Source organism: Dictyobacter aurantiacus (assembly GCF_003967515.1).
In the GTDB taxonomy this organism is placed as follows: domain Bacteria; phylum Chloroflexota; class Ktedonobacteria; order Ktedonobacterales; family Ktedonobacteraceae; genus Dictyobacter; species Dictyobacter aurantiacus.
Genome location: NZ_BIFQ01000001.1, coordinates 2,345,215 through 2,362,440, shown reverse-complemented (window position 1 = coordinate 2,362,440; position 17,226 = coordinate 2,345,215). Strand labels below are relative to the sequence as shown.

Annotated in this window: 10 protein-coding genes; 6 read left to right on the top strand and 4 right to left on the bottom strand. The window is 55.4% G+C overall.

The annotated features are described in order from the left end of the window. Positions 1 to 63: 63 nt before the first annotated feature. Positions 64 to 2,784, bottom strand: a complete 2,721-nt coding sequence (locus KTT_RS09525) for a transglycosylase domain-containing protein (protein WP_126595756.1) — start codon at positions 2,782 to 2,784, stop codon at positions 64 to 66. Positions 2,785 to 3,063: 279 nt separating this feature from the next. Further along, positions 3,064 to 3,705 (bottom strand): MerR family transcriptional regulator, encoded by a 642-nt coding sequence (locus KTT_RS09520; protein ID WP_160145764.1) that lies wholly within the window; start codon positions 3,703 to 3,705, stop codon positions 3,064 to 3,066. Between the two features lie 517 nt (positions 3,706 to 4,222). On the opposite strand from KTT_RS09520, the gene KTT_RS09515 reads away from it, so the two are divergent. Further along, positions 4,223 to 7,303: an ABC transporter permease gene (locus KTT_RS09515; RefSeq protein ID WP_126595754.1), complete on the top strand. Its 3,081-nt coding sequence runs from the start codon at positions 4,223 to 4,225 to the stop codon at positions 7,301 to 7,303. A 17-nt stretch (positions 7,304 to 7,320) separates the two neighbouring features. Next, on the top strand, positions 7,321 to 10,299 hold the full coding sequence (locus KTT_RS09510; RefSeq protein ID WP_126595753.1) for an ABC transporter permease: 2,979 nt from the start codon (positions 7,321 to 7,323) through the stop codon (positions 10,297 to 10,299). On the opposite strand, the gene KTT_RS09505 is transcribed toward KTT_RS09510, so the two are convergent. Next, entirely contained in the window at positions 10,286 to 10,813 is a 528-nt protein-coding gene (locus KTT_RS09505; RefSeq protein ID WP_160145763.1) for an NUDIX hydrolase, read from the bottom strand. The two genes, KTT_RS09510 and KTT_RS09505, sit on opposite strands and share 14 nt — an antisense overlap. A 332-nt stretch (positions 10,814 to 11,145) precedes the next feature. On the opposite strand from KTT_RS09505, the gene KTT_RS09500 reads away from it, so the two are divergent. The 3 genes from KTT_RS09500 (at position 11,146) to KTT_RS09490 (ending at position 15,008) form a co-directional block, all read left to right on the top strand. Continuing rightward, positions 11,146 to 11,607 carry a hypothetical protein gene (locus tag KTT_RS09500; protein ID WP_126595751.1) on the top strand — a complete coding sequence of 154 codons (462 nt, stop codon included), beginning with the start codon at positions 11,146 to 11,148 and terminating at the stop codon, positions 11,605 to 11,607. Between the two features lie 203 nt (positions 11,608 to 11,810). Then, positions 11,811 to 13,619, top strand: a complete 1,809-nt coding sequence (locus KTT_RS09495) for a M3 family oligoendopeptidase (RefSeq protein WP_126595750.1) — start codon at positions 11,811 to 11,813, stop codon at positions 13,617 to 13,619. A gap of 195 nt (positions 13,620 to 13,814) precedes the next feature. Continuing rightward, positions 13,815 to 15,008 (top strand): FIST signal transduction protein, encoded by a 1,194-nt coding sequence (locus KTT_RS09490; RefSeq protein ID WP_126595749.1) that lies wholly within the window; start codon positions 13,815 to 13,817, stop codon positions 15,006 to 15,008. A gap of 274 nt (positions 15,009 to 15,282) precedes the next feature. Here KTT_RS09490 and KTT_RS09485 read toward each other — a convergent pair whose 3' ends face one another. Further along, positions 15,283 to 15,678: a hypothetical protein gene (locus tag KTT_RS09485; protein ID WP_126595748.1), complete on the bottom strand. Its 396-nt coding sequence runs from the start codon at positions 15,676 to 15,678 to the stop codon at positions 15,283 to 15,285. A gap of 278 nt (positions 15,679 to 15,956) precedes the next feature. Between KTT_RS09485 and KTT_RS09480 the strand changes: the two genes are divergently transcribed. Then, complete coding sequence (locus KTT_RS09480) at positions 15,957 to 17,210, top strand: lactate racemase domain-containing protein (RefSeq protein WP_126595747.1); 1,254 nt, start codon at positions 15,957 to 15,959, stop codon at positions 17,208 to 17,210. Positions 17,211 to 17,226: the final 16 nt, after the last annotated feature.

The following is a 17,226-nucleotide window of genomic DNA, read 5'->3' as shown; positions in this document are numbered from 1 at the left end:
CCGCCTTGCGCGTGGGGGGAGAGGAGGGAGGCGTTGGGAGCATAGCCCCCAACGCCCCGAAGGTTACCACCAGCCGATGTGGGGGGCGTATGTGCCGGGTGGAGGGGCAACAAAATTGAAATTGCTGCAATAGGGATGCCCCGAGGCGACGGATGGGTCCTCCTGATGGTGGTGTTTATGGTGTTTTGTTGTAACGGTGGGTATGGTTGGGTCGATGCTTTGTGCTGTCTGGGTGAAGGTGGGATAGTGCCCAGGCAGATACCAGTCGATGGTATGGACGCCATCTGGATAGGTCATCTCACCCCTGTCTAAGCCGCCAGGATTGACAAAGTCCTGGATTGGATGTCCTTCCTCAGCCAGCAGCATGGAGTCGTGCCAGATAGGGGCCGCGCCCTGTACGCCGGTGACGTCAATCATGGGTGTGTAGTCGTTGTTGCCAGCCCAGACGCCCATAACAAAGTCTGAGGTATAGCCCATGGTCCAGTTATCACGGAAGTCATTGGTGGTACCGGTCTTGGCGGCCGCTGGTCGCACGGTGCCGCGATTGCCGGACCAGCACTGGGATTCTGCGTTTGAGTACAGCTGCAAGGGATTGCAGTCCAGGAACTCTGGCAGGCGCGATTCATTGTCGCTCAGCATGCTGGTCATCATGTAGGCGACCTGGGGGCTGATAGCCTGCCTGCCCTCTGTGGTTCGGTGGGAGATAACCTTATTATTGTGGGTATAGACGATTTTATCGATCGCGTATGGCTGGAAGGTCTTGCCATCGTTGGCGAAGGCGCCGAAGGCCGTCGTGTGTTCCAGGAGATTGACGTCCAGTCCACCCAGTACCATCGAGTAGCCGGCGTCTCCTTTGGGATGCTCGATGCCCATGTCCCTGGCTGTCTTCAATGCGTTGGCGATCCCTACATGCTGCAGTGTTTTGACGGCCGGGATATTCAATGAGTTCTGTAGCGCGCAGCGCATGGTGACGTGACCATGGTAGAGCAGGTCATAGTTCTTGGGTGCATAGGTTGGCGGATTTGATCCTGGTGGCAGTACGATCGTCAGTGGCGCATCATCAATAGCCTGTGCGGGTGTGTAACCCTGTTCGAGCGCGGTCGCATATACATAGGGCTTAAACGAGGAGCCCGGCTGACGATAGCCCATCGTCGCCACATCGAACTTGCCATCGATGGTTTTGCTATTATAATCGAGGCTGCCCAGTAAGGAGCGAATGGCCCCGTTGTGATAATCGATCAGCACCTCGGCCGCGTTCGTCACATTATGTCCCGCCAGTTCCGCGATATGCTTCTGCAATACCTTCTGAATCTTGTCCTGTAGCGCGATATCGAGCGTGGTATATACCTTCAGTCCTGAGCGCGAGAGCTGGCTGCGCGAGAGCTTTAGCTGCTGCCGTAGCTGATGGAGCACATACTGGCTGAAGTGTGGCGCCCGATCAGTTAAATTGGCTGGAGTCTTAAAGAATCCTGGTTTGTGGGCCTCTTTGATCGCCGCTTGCGCCTGCTCGGGGGTGATATAGCCTTCACGAATCATCAGATCCAGTATGGTGCTGAAGCGGTCGAACGTGGTTTGAGGATGCAGGCGTGGATCGTAGAGCCATGGTGAGCTGGGGATGCCGGCCAGCATGGCGGACTGCGCCAGATCGAGCTGGGATGAAGCAGGCTTGCCCGGCTGATCCTGCAGCCCAAAGTACATGCTGGCGGCGGCGTCGATGCCATATGCCTGGTGACCATAGTAGATGGTGTTCAGGTACATGCCTAAAATATCATTTTTGCTGTAGAGGCTATTGATTTCGGGGGTGAGGACCACCTCCTGCATCTTGCGCATCAGGCTGGCCTCGTTGCCAACTATCAGGTTTTTAATCAATTGTTGCGTGATGGTGCTGCCACCCTCGATGACCCGGCCATGTTCAAGATTCTGGATGGCGGCCTGCAGGATACGGAAGACGTCGATGCCAGAGTTCTTCCAGAAGTTTTTGTCTTCCGTGGCGACGGTCGCATTGATCAGCTGTGGCGAAACCTGGTTGAGGGTGACGGCGGTGTGCACGCCCTGGTCGGTGAGCTGGGAGAGCAGGACCCCCTTACTATCGTAGATCTTCAGATTATCACGTGGTGTCAGATCGTGTAGTGATAAGAGCTGATTGTTGTAAGAGCTGTTTGTACTGCTATAGAAGCGGTAGGTGGCATAGGTGCCCGCTCCCGCGAGGGTAAAGATAAGCAAGATGATGGCCCCGATGGTACCGAGGACACCCAGCCAGAAGCGATTAAATGACCGACGTGTCTGCTTACGGTTACCGCGTAGGTGTCTGCGCGAGATATGACGTAACAGTCTGCGCCGTCGTAGCGGTCTTCGTGGTCGTCCGCGGCGACCGGGCGCCCGCGTGTATTCTGTATATGTGGTGGGTACATAGGCCGGTGGAATCTGGCTCGTTTCGACTGGCGGCTGTTGCGTATCCTGAGCTTCTTGAGAACGCGAGTTACGCTGCTCCCATCTGCTTTTCTGCTCAAGATAATGCCGGGCGCGCTTGATGCGCTCCTGGCGTGCCGCGTAATAGAATGGGAGCTGATCCGATGCCGGGCGTGTGGAGCTCGCGTCGGCATCTTGCCTGTCCAGCGGGGGCGTCACCGGCAGAGGTGGGAGCGATGGCGTATCAGGGACTGGTGGGGTGGGCGTAGATGGGGGTGGCTGGGCATTCTTTGCTTTCCGGCGCACGCGCCTCAGAGCTTCATGTTGATGTCGCGACGATTTATTAGACTCAGGGTCTCGCTGTTCGCCTGCCATAAGAGGTCACCCTCCCTTACTTATTCAACAAGAGGAATACCCGCGTGTGCGGTCTATCATATTCTGGTGTGTGATATGTTTTGCACAATGATGGGCTTTTTATATGATCAAATTATACCAGGATGTTTCTTCGTTCTATTTATTAGACGTTGTAGAACGAAAAATGTATCGTTTTTGTGAAGTCTTCTTATTTGCGGCACAGTTTTGGTGTACCCTTTTCTGGATATCAGAATAACAGGATACGCGGAAAAGTTGATGTCCAATGTTATTGGCTGATGCTTATTTGCCGCCCCGGTGTTGTGTTGCTTCGATCAGGGCGGGCAGGATCTCGCCGGTAATGGCCTGTATCTGGTGGAAGCTTTTGATCCAGAAGATATCATGATCGCGGCCACTGCGTATCTCCGCCATTTGTAGAATGCCTTCATTGATCAGCGTCTGGAAGTAGAGAAAGGCCCGTACGGCGTCGGCGAGTGGTACGTTAGAGTTGCCAGTAATAGAGCCGTATTCAGTTCCTAACTCGACCGCCTCTTTTTTTAAATCGTCGAAATGTGTCTCATCATTAAGTGAACGCAGCATGAGATCGAGCAGGCGGCGGCCAAGCTGGCGATAGGCATCGCGGGCGGCGGTATCGAAGTGTTGATACCAGGGGAAGGTGTCCAGAGTGCCATCGGTAAAGGCAAAACGTACGCGTCCCAGCACGCTCTGGACGAGCAGTACTGATGCTGGATCGGGCTTGGGTTCAGTCTCCTGGCGCAGACGCGCCTCGATATCGGCGCGGCGGAAGCGGCGATGGCCGCCGCTGGTTCGCCGTGAGGGTATCTCATTGCGATCAGCCCAGAGGCGCACCGTGGCTGGATGCATGCCCAACAATTCTGCCGCCTCGCGTAAACTTAGCCACTCCTCTCCTGTGTGCGATGTCACCACGTTACCTCCTGCGAATATGGAGCCTGTCCAGACAATTAATAAATGCTTAATATGTAGCTTGAATTGTATGGAATTCATACCATATCGTCAAGTCTACGCTTAAACTCTTCCGCGTCCTTATTAAGGATTAGGTCTGACTATCGTCATAGTGTGGCACATGATAGCCCCCGCACGCGCGTCCGCTACGCGGCCGCGCTGGTTTTATGAGGTGGTGTGACAGGGGCGCATCCGCGCCCCTGTCACACCACCTCATATATGACTGTGGAACTTTGCAGGGGCAAAAGCGCCCTTGCCGTACCAACTCCGATAGGAGTATCACTTCTTATATTTATATAAATGCGTTTTATGTGTTAAATTCATGTGAGATTCTGGCGTGATACGCCTTATATATTATATGCACTATTATTATACGGATGCTTATTGTTTCTGATATTTATTGTTTGAAAATGCTCCGGAGCCTGAGGGCTCACGTGCTTACAAGAGAAAAGTCTGATTGGGATAGAAAGGTTTTATTATGTCACGCTCTGGCCAGAAGGTGCAGTTTGCAGGGAAGCGTGCCTGGTTGCCAGCGGCGGTTCCGCTGGCATGGTGGCAATTGAGACGCACGAAAGGATTACTTCTGGTGGTGGGACTGGGGGTGCTGGCGGCGGTTATTTGCGTCTGTGTGGCGCCTCTGTATACGCAGGTAGCTATGACGGCGGGCCTGCAGGAGGCTCTTGACTCGACACCCGGCAACGCCAGCATCTCTATTGTTAGTCAGGACAATATCCCGTCCTGGGATAGCCTGCCGCCTGTGACCGATAGCTTTAGCATGTATATGCCATCTTTTGTGCGCACCCATCTAGATAACGGCAAGCTGCAGATGGTCACCGAGGCTACGACCCTACCGATATATTTAAAATCTCCCCTGGCTAAAGATAGCAAGGCTTTACAGGATCAGCTAGCGCTGGAGGGTACCGATATTGAGGCGGTGAAGGCGGGAAAGCACGTCACGATGCTCCAGGGAAGGCTGCCAGACACGCGTGTCAAGGCGTATACCGATTCTGATAGCACAATTGAGATCGCCGTCAGCGCTGATACAGCCAGCTCTATGAACCTGACCCTGGCCTCGCAGCTCTATACGCGTGTGGGGACCGCGCGGTCGGCGAATAGCCAGCAAGCTATCTGGCATGTTGTTCCACTGAAGATTGTCGGCATCTTTCGTGATATGGATGGGAAGGATCCGTTCTGGCACGGTGATAGCCTGGGGAAATCCAACCTTTCTGCAAATTCGGGTCCGGCTGGTCCCTTTGCGTACAAGGCGGTGGTCTCCAATGAGGAGCTGATCAGTACCCTGGCGCGCTTCATCCCACAGGAGGATATACCGAGCCATAATGCAATAGAATTTCAATCCAATGATATTTCGCCCGTCCAGCAACCCTCACATCCGCTGCTCGATCCCTTGAATATCACCTGGTATTATGCGCTGGATGTGCACGCTATTTCTAATGATCAGCTTGGTGAGTTGCTGTTGCAGCTGCATGAATTTCAGTATCGGCGCTATCCCACGGATAGTATGTTGCTGGCCTATGGTCTGACGAAGATCCATACATTCGTTCCCATCGACTCGCTGACGAACTATCAGGGTCAGTTGGCGGTATCTCAAGTTCCGGCGCTGAGTCTGGTGATCATGATCTTCAGCCTCTTGCTGTATTTTGTGACGTTGATCACCAGCTTACTGGTGGAGCGGCAGGCGCCGGCGCTGGCCATTGTGCGCAGCCGTGGAGGGACACGCGGTCAGGTCTTTGGTGCCCTGCTGGTGCAGGGGATCGCGGTAAGCTTGCTGGCGTTGCTAGTGGGACTGCTCCTGACCGTTCCCGTGACCGCCTTGCTGGGCTACCTGCAATTGCCTGCCAGTGATTACGCGGCTATCAGCACGGTGTTGTCCGACTGGGAACACGCGATCCTGCTGGTGGGTGATCTGGGACTGCTTACCGTGATCGTGGTGGTGCTGGCCTTGATGATCGCCATCTATCAGGCGACGGCGCTGGATGTGCTGTCCTTGAGACGCGAGGTGGGGCGCTCGACGCGCAGGCCCCTCTGGTTGCGCTTCCGGCTCGATCTGATCGTGGTCATCATCATGATCGTCGGCTATGGTGTCTCCTTCTATCTCACCGACTCGGGCACACTGGACCCGCAACTGCGCCTGACCTTGCTGTCGCCGCTGGTCATGGCGCGGGCGGTCTGTACGATTATCGCGGCGCTGCTGCTCTTCCTACGCTTCTTTCCCTATCTGCTGGATTGGGGTTCGCGCTGGGTGACGCGGCGCAATCGGGGCGTTTCCTCGGTGCTGGCGCTGGCGCAGCTGGCGCGGGCACCACGTCAATCGTTGCGTATGGCGTTGCTTTTCGCTCTGGCCACCGCCTTCGCGCTGTTCGCGCTGGTCTTTTCCGCCTCACAGTTCCAGCGTGCCAGCGACCAGGCCGCCAATACCGTCGGGGCTGATTTCTCTGGCACCTTCTTTTATCAACCGGATGCCACGGCCATGACTGATCAGATTCATGCCTATAGTCGCCTGCAGGGCGTGCAGGGGGTGACGGTCGGCTATGCCGATAAGCTCAATCTGGGTCAGCAGCAGACGTATGTCAATTTTCAGGCGGTCGATACCGATACGTATAAGAACGTGGTCTACTGGCCAGCGCATAACGCGGCGCAGCCCTTGCCGGAATTGATGGGGCTGCTGGCGCGAGGACGGACCTCGGAGGATCACGACCAGTTTGTGCCCGCCCTGATCGATCAGGCTATGGCCAGCGATGAGCATCTCAGTGTAGGCAGCAATTTCTCCCTCTCGGCCAGCGCCGATGGCACCAACCTGGTCCCGTTTAAAGTTGCCGCTATCATCAACTATCTGCCCGCTGTCTCAACACCTGGGAGCGTGCTGGTCGATCTGCGCTCCTATCAGAAGCTCTACAATAAACTCGTGAATACTGTGGGCAGCCAGCCGTTGCCCATCAATCAGATCTGGCTGCGCACCACGGATGATCCGACCAACCTGGCGCGGATTCGCCATGAATTGCTCAAAGGCGATCAGCTCCAGCTGGCCTCCTTCAACGATCGACGTCAGTTGACCGAGAACCTGCGTCGCGAGCCACTCTATATCCAGTTGATTGGCATCCTGGCACTGGGACCGCTGGTCGCGCTACTGCTGGTGCTGCTGGGAAGCCTGATCGCTTCCTGGTTACAGGCACGCGATCGACTGGTCAATTTTGCTATTATGCGTGCTCTGGGTGCGACCCCACGCAATATCGCCGGCATCCTGGCCTGGGAGCAGGCGATCGTTTATGCCGTCGCCATCGTGTTGGGAGCGATCTTCGGCGCCGTGCTCTCCTGGATGACCGTGCCCTCGCTGGTCTTTACCAGCGCGCCCAATGCGCAGAGTAGCCTGGATCAATTCTACCAGGCCCAGAGCATCCCACCGGTTCAGATCATCGTGCCCACCCTGCTGGGCGTGGGACTGGCTATCCTGATTGTTGTGTGCGTGCTGGCATTGAGTATGATGCTGCGCGTCATCTCCAGGCCGTCCCTGGCCGGGACCCTGCGTATCAACGAAGATTAACTAGGAAGAGGTCATGCATGTCTTCGGTATTTACATTGGCCGCCTGGCAATTGCGCAGAACAAAGTGGCTGCTCTGTATTGTGGGACTGGGCGTGCTGGCGGCGGTCGTCTTTGTCTGTGTGGCACCGATCTACGCGCAGATCGCCGCGACTGCGGGTCTGCGCAGCGAGCTTAAAACTAGCCAGAATAATCTGAATATTACCGTGGCGGGACAGACAACTCGTCCTTTTCTGGATCGCATCCAGGCGGCGGGCAACATCATTGAGGGCAATGCCGGTTCGTTGCTGAGCCGCTATCAGGATCGGCGGCAGGCTCGCTTTTCGGTGTCTTCTGACCCGTTGCCGCTGCTGGTTGGCTCATCAGGAAAGGATCAGTTTAAGATCACTGGTAATAATCTGACCCTTAATGGGGTCGATCTGGCAGCAGGGCGCCAGCATATACAGCTGTTAAGCGGACGGCTGCCACAGGCGGTGGCCAGGGCCCCCGGTGACAGGGATCAGACCGTTGAAGTTGTGTTCACGCCAGCAACCATGCAGAGTTTGCATGTGCAACTGGGATCGGTCCTGCATGTCGAGGTTGATATCACGCGCAACTATGCGCTATTAAAAGAGTTTTCTTTACCGCTCAAGGTGGTGGGTGTGGTCCAGTCGCCCGAAAATACGCCTTACTGGCGTGGCATATCATTTAACCCCTCTCGTCCGGATAAAAACAGTTCCGACAGGCGCATTAATTATTATGCCCTGGCCGCCAATCAAACCTTGATCTCTACCCTATCACAGCTTATTCCACCAGACGATAAACCGGGGGCGAGCCAGAGCGTCGATAGCAGCCTGCTTACGACTATTGCCAGCCCGGTGCACATCTCGTGGTTTTATGCCCTCAATCCTGATGCCATCCAAAGCAATCAGGTGGATGCACTGCTCACAACATTGAATGTCTTTCAGGGTACCGGCGGCACCAATAACACGCTCAGCCAGCAGTATGGCATCGACAATATCCAGACTAGCGTACCCACGAACAATTTAAGTCAGTACCGGGATCAGATCGCGATCGCGCAACTGCCCTCAACGGGTCTGATACTGGTGATCTTTCTGCTGCTGCTCTACTTTGTCTCGCTGATGACAGATCTGCTGGTTGAACGACAGGCGGCGGCGCTGGCTATCCTGCGCAGCCGGGGAGCCAGCCGCAGCCAGGTCTTTGGCTCGCTCCTGCTGCAGGGAGGTGGTCTGGCGCTACTCGCCTTAATCGTGGGTCCGCTGCTGGCCTTGCCGATGAGTCGCCTGCTGGGACGCTGGCTGTTGCCGGCGCAGGATTATCCTGTCATTGACCAGGTCTTGCGCGAGCCGTGGCCCTTGCTCCTCTCAGTGAGCGGCTATGCGCTGGTGACGGTGCTGGTGGTCGTAGTTGTGCTGGTGTTTGCCATCAACCATATGACCTCGCTGGATGTGCTGGCGATCCGGCGCGAATCCAGTCGCGCGACCCGGAGCCCATTCTGGCTGCGCATGAACCTGGATATCATGACCATCGTTTTAATGCTGGTTGGCTATCTTATCTCAACCTATCTGACCAATACCAACGCGCTAGATGCCAAATTGCGCCTGGTCCTGCTCTCGCCACTGGTGCTGGCACGTACCGTCTGTACCATCCTGGCGGCCATCCTGGTCTTTTTGCGCTTCTTCCCCTCGCTCTTGCGGCTCGGCTCCTGGCTGGCTACCAGGCGTAGTCGCGGCGCGTCTTCGATGGTGGCGCTGGCGCAGCTATCGCGCTCACCGCGTCAATCGGTACGCATGACCATGTTGCTCTCACTGGCTACCGCCTTTTCGATGTTTGCCCTGATTTTTTACGCCTCACAGGTGCAGCGGGCCAATGACGTCGCCCTGCATACGGTGGGCGCCGACTTCAAGGTGACGCTGGCCTCGAACGCGACCCTGGACACGCTTTCCCGGACACTGGCCCCATACCAGCATCTCGCGGGTGTCCGTGGAGTGACTATCGGTGCTCATAGCTCGATGCAACTGGGTGAGCAGCAGGGAGGGATCAACCTGCTGGCCGTTGACGCTGACAGCTATGCGCAGGCGGCCGAGTGGCCTGCTGATAATAGCAATCAGCCTCTGACTGCGTTGATGCAGCAATTGAGCGCCAAACGGGCGGACGCTATCAGTAGAAAAGAGATCCCGGCCATTGTAGATCAGTCGTTTGAGCAGAAGTATCCGCTGAAGATAGGGGATAAGTTTACCCTGACCGATCCAGCTAACAGCGATACGCCCTTCTATTTCAAGGTAATGGCCATGGTGCAGCAGATACCGACACAGACCACGCCTGTTGGCGTGCTGGTAGATGCGAAGAGCTATGGAGCGATCTATAACGCGCAGCTCAATAAGAATGGTGGTCCCTCATTTCAGCTATCGACCATCTGGCTGCGCAGCAGCGATAATGCCGCTGACCTGCAGGAGATTCGCGCCACGCTACAGGCTCAGACCGCGAACATGAGCGATCGCAGGCAGATGGTCGATACACTGCATAAAGAGCCGCTCTACCTGGAGGTGATGGGGATTCTGGCCCTGGGGCCAGCGGTCGCCCTGCTGCTGATCTTGATTGGTAACCTGGTGGCGTCGTGGCTCAGCGCCCGTGATCGGCTGACGAACTTCGCGCTCCTGCGCGCCCTGGGAGCCTCGCCGCGCAACATCGCCAGTACCCTGACCTGGGAGCAGAGCATCGTCTATGCCACCGCCATTATCCTGGGCGTGCTGTTTGGTGCCCTGCTCTCGTGGATGGTGGTACCGGCGCTGCTCTTTACCAGCGCGCCAGGGCAGCAGCTCACCAGCGATGAATTCTTCTTCGCGCAGAACATCCCGCCGATCCAGATCATTGTTCCAACGTTGCTGGGGATCGGCCTGGCCCTGCTGGTGGCCATCTGTATCCTGGCGCTGGGAATGATGGTACGCATCGTCTCCAGTCCCTCGATGGCCATGACCCTGCGCCTTAACGAGGACTGACCCCATCGGGCAATATGATATGCTGGGTATGGGCCGGGAGAGACTGCAGGGCGGTACAGAAGAAATGCGGACGAATCCACAATTGATGGGGAAGGTCCGCCAGGGGGAGCCAGTCGAAGATCAGTGGCTGGTTCTCCATCTCCTCTGGCTGCTCAAACGGTCCTGCCTGCTGGTAGAGATACGAATCAGGCGGAAATGCCAGTTCAAAATAGAGACTTATCTCATGATGATCGATGCCATCGGAAAAAAAGTTCTCTACTACATAGAGCAGGCCGCCGATGTGGGCCTGTTCTCCCAGTTCCTCCTGTATCTCGCGCCGCAACGTCTCCTGTGAGCTTTCTCCCAATTCGGCACGTCCACCGGGCAGAAACCAGAACACACCCCGGGGATCCAGTGTGGCCTTCTGGCAGAGTACGCGCCCCTCGTGAATAGCGATCCCGCCCACTCGATAGGTAAACTTATGACTCGGGGTTTTAAACTTGATCATTGTACGTGGATTGTCGGTAATGGTCATAAGTACGTCCCTTTCCATCTAATCAGATAGATAAATTCTCTGGATGCACGGCGGCTAGCCATAAAAAATGTGCATCACTTGTTACGATTTAAAACGTTAAAAAGGAACATTTTTGGTCTCTAATGACAAATGTCTCAGCACATAGATTAATTTTCCATGAGTCTTTGTTATAGTTGTGCTTTATTTGTTGACTTCGCACATGAACTGGATGCTATGATAGAAACATTGTTAAACCTTGATAACGACGCACGCCTGTGAGACGTGATTAATAAAACATAGAAAATCGAGATATGCTCAATATTGCTTAATATTAAGAGAAAGGACTGACTGTGATGGAACAGGATAGACAGCAAGGTTCTACAGTAGACACAAATCGGGCTGATAATGATAGGGATCTGGGCAGCGCGGGGGGTGGGAATATTACTAGCAAAGCCTCCTCGTACCCTTCTAATCAACCATCAGATGTATCCGATGAGGAAAGCAAGGGGCGTGGAGTGGATAACGATACTACTACCTCTCCAGAAGAGCATTCCGATCCGGGAACGCACGCATCTCCAGGTGCCACCGGTGCCAATGACCAGCCGCAGCAGGGTGCACTGGGTGGGCGCGCACCCGGGCAGGCGAATCATAGCATTGGCGACATGGATCGCCCGCGTGAGCATAGCAGTATTGAAAATACCCCCGTCGATCCCATGACCTCGCGCGCGCCCGATAAAGTCAATCAAAAGCAAGATCAGTCAGATCAACAGCCGGATCATAAAAATCAGCAGCAAGGCCAGGAGAACCAGAGCTAAGATTGGAAGGATCTGGGGGAGCACGCATAAGCGTGTTCCTTTTTTGTTGGATGTTTCGTGATGGCGAGTAAGCCGAGGCGAGCTCGGCACCTATGGGGCGAGTTCGGCACCTATAGAGGAGGACGAACATTTCTCATTGATATGGCCTGCATGTTACAATGCACACACATTAGCTTTATTGAGAGAGAAAAGGAGAATGCTCCGTGACGACAACGCAATCACTGCCACATTGGAATATGGATGTGGTTTATCCGGGCCTGGACTCGCCCGAGTTTGCGCAGGATTTTGCCGCGGCTATTGCAGAGGTCAACTCCCTGGCTCAATTGTTCGATGCTTCCGGAATTGAGAAGCGCGATGATCTGAACGTTGACGACCAGCTTACGCATACCTTTGAGCAGGTTATCGATCGCTATAACGCAGTGCTGGCCCATATCACGACTGTGTATGTCTATATCAGCTGTTTTGTGAGCACCAATTCGCGTGATGAGGTGGCGCAGGCGCGGGCCAGCGAGCTTGAGAACGCGCTGGTTACGCTGTCGCAGTTAGATACGCGCCTGACGGCCTGGCTGGGTTCGCTGGATGTTGAACGCCTGATCGCCCATTCAACGGTTGCCAGCGACCATGCTTATATCTTGCGCCGCGCCAAAGAGCAGTCGGTGCACATGATGGCGCCGGCCGAAGAGGCGCTGGCCGCTGAATTAAACACCAGCGCTGGCCGCGCCTGGGAAAAACTACATAGCAATGTCACCTCGCAACTCAGCGTCACCCTTGAACTGGATGGTCAGCGACAGCAGGTGCCAATGAGCGTGGTGCGCAACCAGGCCTCCAGCGCGCAGCGCGAGACGCGCCGCCGCGCCTATGAAGCGGAGCTGGCGGCGTGGAAGGAGACGGCGGTTCCCCTGGCTGCCGCACTGAACAGCATCAAAGGTGAGGTCAACACCCTGGCCCGACGTCGCCACTGGGAGAGCGCGCTGGATGCTTCCTTGTTCACCAATAGCATCGATCGCCAGACACTGGACGCTATGATGCGTGCGGCCCGCGCCTCCTTCCCCGACTTCCGCCGCTACATGCATGCCAAGGCCCACGCTTTGGGGATTCCCCAATTGGCCTGGTATGACATCTTCGCTCCACTGGGCACCACTGATCGCGTATGGACCTTTAATGAGGCGGAGCAGTTTATCGTTGATCAGTTTGGTACGTTTTCTGAGCGCCTATCCAGCTTCGCCGCCCGCGCGTTCCGCGAAGGCTGGATCGATGCCGAGCCACGACCAGGCAAGCGCGATGGAGCCTACTGTACTCCACTGCGCGCCGATGAGTCGCGCGTCTTCACCAACTACAAGCCCAACTTCGACGGCGTGACCACCCTGGCGCATGAACTGGGCCATGCCTACCACAACTTCAATCTGGGAGATCGCACCGAGCTGCAGCGTACGCTGCCCATGACCCTGGCGGAGACGGCCAGCATCTTCTGCGAAACCATCATCAACCAGGCCGCGCTCAAGAATGCCACTCGCCAGGAGCGCATTGCTATCCTCGAGGCCTCGATCCAGGGCGCCTGCCAGGTCGTGGTAGATATTACCAGCCGCTTCCAGTTTGAGCAAAACGTCTTTGAGCGCCGCAAGCAGCGTGAGCTCTCGGTTGATGAGCTAAACGAGATCATGCTGCAGGCCCAGCGCGATACCTATGGCGATGGGCTGGATCAGCAGACGCTGCATCCCTACATGTGGGCCGTCAAAGGTCATTATTATAGTAGCGAGCTCTCGTACTACAACTATCCGTACATGTTTGGTTTGCTCTTCGGATTGGGGCTCTACGCGCGCTATCAGCAGGATCCCGAGACCTTCAAAAAAGGGTATGATGAACTGCTCTCGTCAACCGGCCTGGCCGATGCCGCCACGCTGGCCGGGCACTTCGGCATTGACCTGCATTCCGAGGCGTTCTGGACAGCCAGCCTGGATATTGTACGTCGCGATATTGATACCTTCTGCGAGCTCACCCGGACGAAAAGTTAATTGCGGCCTGGCGATGTCGTATGCGATACTTACATGTAACAAATGTTCTGATCAGGCATAAGATTCAATAAAGGACGCATGTCGGCGCGTGAGACGCTCTGCAAGACAGACGAAAGGCACCGTTGACGGCGGTGCCTTTCGTCTATCATTTTGTCTTTTCCTCCACCTGCTGTACTGGTTGATAGAGGAGTAACCATGGATGAACGCAAACCAGCCGCATTGAGCGCGCTTGTTATAGATGAAGATTGGGAGCAGGCGCTGGAGCAAGCCCTGGCGCAGATTACGGATGTTACCGCTGACGCCATTTTCCTGTTTGCGAATATTGAGTTCGCCCCGTACTTCCCTACCATGCTACGCATTGTCCGGCGCGCGACCGGGACTCCTATCCTGATCGGCTGTTCGGGACAAGGTATTATCGGTTCCGACCAGGAACTGGAAGATCTGCCGGCGATTTCGCTGCTGGCGCTCTCCTTACCCGGCGCGCATATGCGCCTTGTGCGCCTGACCCAGGAGATGCTTGAGGCCAGCCAGAGTCCACAGGATCTACGTCAGCAACTTGGTGTATCCCTCGACGAGGTCAATGCCTGGTTTTTGTTCGCCGATCCGTTTCACATGGATGGTGACGTGTTGGTGGAGAAATTCTCCCAGGCTTACCCCGGCCTGCCCACGATTGGTGGACTGGCATCCGGCGATATCGAGGAGCGTGAGAGCTATATCTTCTACAATGATGAGGTGCATGAAGACGGCGCCATCGCCCTGGCGATCGGCGGCGATTACACGATCCTCCCCCTGATCTCCCAGGGTTGCGACCCTATCGGCGAGGCCTGGACGATCACCAGCGTACTGGATGGCGGCCTGATCGATGGCATCTCCAACCGTTCAGCCTATCACATGCTGGTGGATACGCTGCAGACCCTGAGTCCCGATATGCAGCGGCGCGCCCAGCGCAATCTACTGGTCGGGCTGGCCGCCGACGAATATCAGGACAACTATGGACGAGGAAGCTTCCTGGTACGCCAGTTATTCGGGGTTGACCGTCGTACTGGCGCGCTGGCCATTGGAACGCAGTCGCGCGTGGGCCAGACTATTCAATTCCAGCTACGCGACGCCGCCTCTGCTGATCTCGACCTGCACGAATTGCTGGCGCAGGCCAGGATAAAGCTTGGCGACAACCAGCCGATCGCTGGCATTCTCTGCACCTGCAATGGTCGTGGTGTTGGTATGTTTGGCGTACCGGACCATGACGCCGGCGTCATCGCCCGTGAACTTGGGCAGATGCCCCTCAGCGGACTCTTCTGCAACGGCGAAATAGGACCCATTGGCCGACGTGTCTTCCTCCACGGCCTCACCGCCAGTCTTGGCCTCATCATCCAAAATAAAGCAAAATAGTGGTTGTGTTTCCGATGCGCACTGCGCATCGGAAACACAACCACTATAGAAAAAGGATTTCACCCCCAAAAAGATGTGGTGTGTGTGCAGTTATGTGGTGTTCGCGTACTGTATGCTGGAAACACAACCACTATAGAAAAAGGATTTCACCCCCAAAAAGATATGGTGTGTGTGCATGTGTGTGGTGGTCGCGCAGTGCGCGACCACCACACACATGCACACACACCACAAAATAAAGGGTGCGGGCGCTTGCGCCCGCACCCAGGGCCCTCTGTTAAGAGGTAACTACGATGGTGGCCGCGCGCAGCGGCAGAGGAAACATCTGAACGATCGCCTGCCCTTGGGGCCATACCGCCAGCTTTTGACCTGGCCTCAAATCTTTGAAGCTGGCGCTCTGACAGGCATTCCCGTGTGCTATATAGATATGCGTTGTCGCATTGGTATGTACAACCATGTTGACCCGGCCCATGACCGGGTCCACCGTCTTTTGCTGTGGATCATACAGGCTGACCGTATTATGGACACGATCGATGCTATCGATGGTCCCTGTATACTGCGTGTGCTGTACACAGGGCGAATCCGCCTGTGTTGTCTGAACGCAGAGATGGATAATACTCACACCTAATAGGAGAGCCGCAATCAGAGCCACACTTCCCCATAACTTCGTCATTGATAATCTTCCTGTTTGTTCAAGTTCTGTCTATAGCGAGTGAGTGGTCTCTCCAGACGCTTCTGGCAGAAAGGCTATATTGGTATCTGATTGATATCTTAGATGTAACGCTATAGCGTTGCCAAAAGTTCCTTCTCATCCTTCCGGTGTCATCATTCACGTGGCAGGAGAGGGAACCTGTGATCTTTTTATGTTACACTTGCAGTTAAGAGAAAGATTTCTGTGTATCGGGTGCTATGCTGCCTGATGACCGGAAGAAGATAAAAAGGTTAGTAGCTATGGATGGACACGGTTCAGTGACAGAGATTTTGACCGCGGAAGATGTGCGGCAGATTTTAGCACGCACATTCGCGGAGATGGCCCTGGATAGCAAGCGGGTGCTGGTATTGATCCCGGATGGAACGCGTACCGCCCCTATTCCTCTGATATTTCGCGTGCTTTATGAGCAGTTAGGACCGCGTGTATCGCAACTGGATTATCTGATCGCGCTCGGTACGCACCAGCCCATGTCTGAAGAAGCGATAGCCCGGCTGGTGGGGGCCTCTGCTGAAGAGCGGGCCAGCAGTTTTCCTAAAACAAAGATATATAACCATCAATGGTCAGATCCAGAGACGCTGAAGACGATCGGCGTGATTACGCCCGAAGAGGCGCGGCAGCTTACCGATGGGACCCTCAATGATGAAGTACCAGTAACGCTCAACCGCATGATTTTCGATTACGATCAACTGCTCATCTGTGGTCCGGTTTTTCCGCACGAGGTGGCCGGTTTTTCAGGTGGCGCCAAATATCTGTTCCCCGGCATCGCTGGAGCCGACATCATCAACTTCTCCCACTGGTTAGGTGCACGCAAGACCAGCATGGCTACCATTGGTGTGAAAGACACCCATGTACGACGCGTCATACACCGGGCGGCCGAGTTCGTCAACGTCCCCCTGTTCTGCCTGGCGATGGTGCTCAAGGGGTCCGATCTCCATGGTCTCTATTGCGGAACGTACCGCGAAGCTTTTGAGCAGGCGGCCGACCTATCTGGAAAGCTGAATATCGTCTACACCGAGCGGCCATTTAAGCGTGTACTCTCGATGGCCTCCGAGCACTACGATGATCTTTGGACGGCAGCCAAGGCTATGTATAAGACCGAGCCCGCCATCGCCGATGGTGGCGAGGTCATCATCTATGCCCCCCACATCACAGAGGTTTCCTATACCCATGGGAAGTTGATCGACCAGATCGGCTATCATGTGCGCGACTACTTTTTGAAGCAATGGGATCGCTTCAAAGATATCCCGGGGGGCATTCTGGCCCACAGCACCCATGTGAAAGGTTCGGGCACCTATGACGCGGAGAATGGTATTGAGCGGCCGCGTATTCAAGTGACGCTGGCTACCGGTATTCCTGAAGAGCGCTGTCGGCGCATCAATCTGGGCTACCTTGATTACCGCACGCTGAATCCCCGTGACTGGGAAGGTAGAGAGGACGAGGGTGTCTTACTGGTACCAAATGCGGGAGAAGTACTGTATCGACTTACTAAATAGACAGGCTGGCACGTAT

Coding starts and splice junctions, on each gene's coding strand:
- KTT_RS09480 (WP_126595747.1), top strand. CDS start 15,957: ATGGATGGACACGGTTCAGTGACAGAGATTTTGACCGCGGAAGATGTG.
- KTT_RS09485 (WP_126595748.1), bottom strand. CDS start 15,678: ATGACGAAGTTATGGGGAAGTGTGGCTCTGATTGCGGCTCTCCTATTA.
- KTT_RS09515 (WP_126595754.1), top strand. CDS start 4,223: ATGTCACGCTCTGGCCAGAAGGTGCAGTTTGCAGGGAAGCGTGCCTGG.
- KTT_RS09525 (WP_126595756.1), bottom strand. CDS start 2,784: ATGGCAGGCGAACAGCGAGACCCTGAGTCTAATAAATCGTCGCGACAT.
- KTT_RS09505 (WP_160145763.1), bottom strand. CDS start 10,813: ATGACCATTACCGACAATCCACGTACAATGATCAAGTTTAAAACCCCG.
- KTT_RS09510 (WP_126595753.1), top strand. CDS start 7,321: ATGTCTTCGGTATTTACATTGGCCGCCTGGCAATTGCGCAGAACAAAG.
- KTT_RS09490 (WP_126595749.1), top strand. CDS start 13,815: ATGGATGAACGCAAACCAGCCGCATTGAGCGCGCTTGTTATAGATGAA.
- KTT_RS09500 (WP_126595751.1), top strand. CDS start 11,146: ATGGAACAGGATAGACAGCAAGGTTCTACAGTAGACACAAATCGGGCT.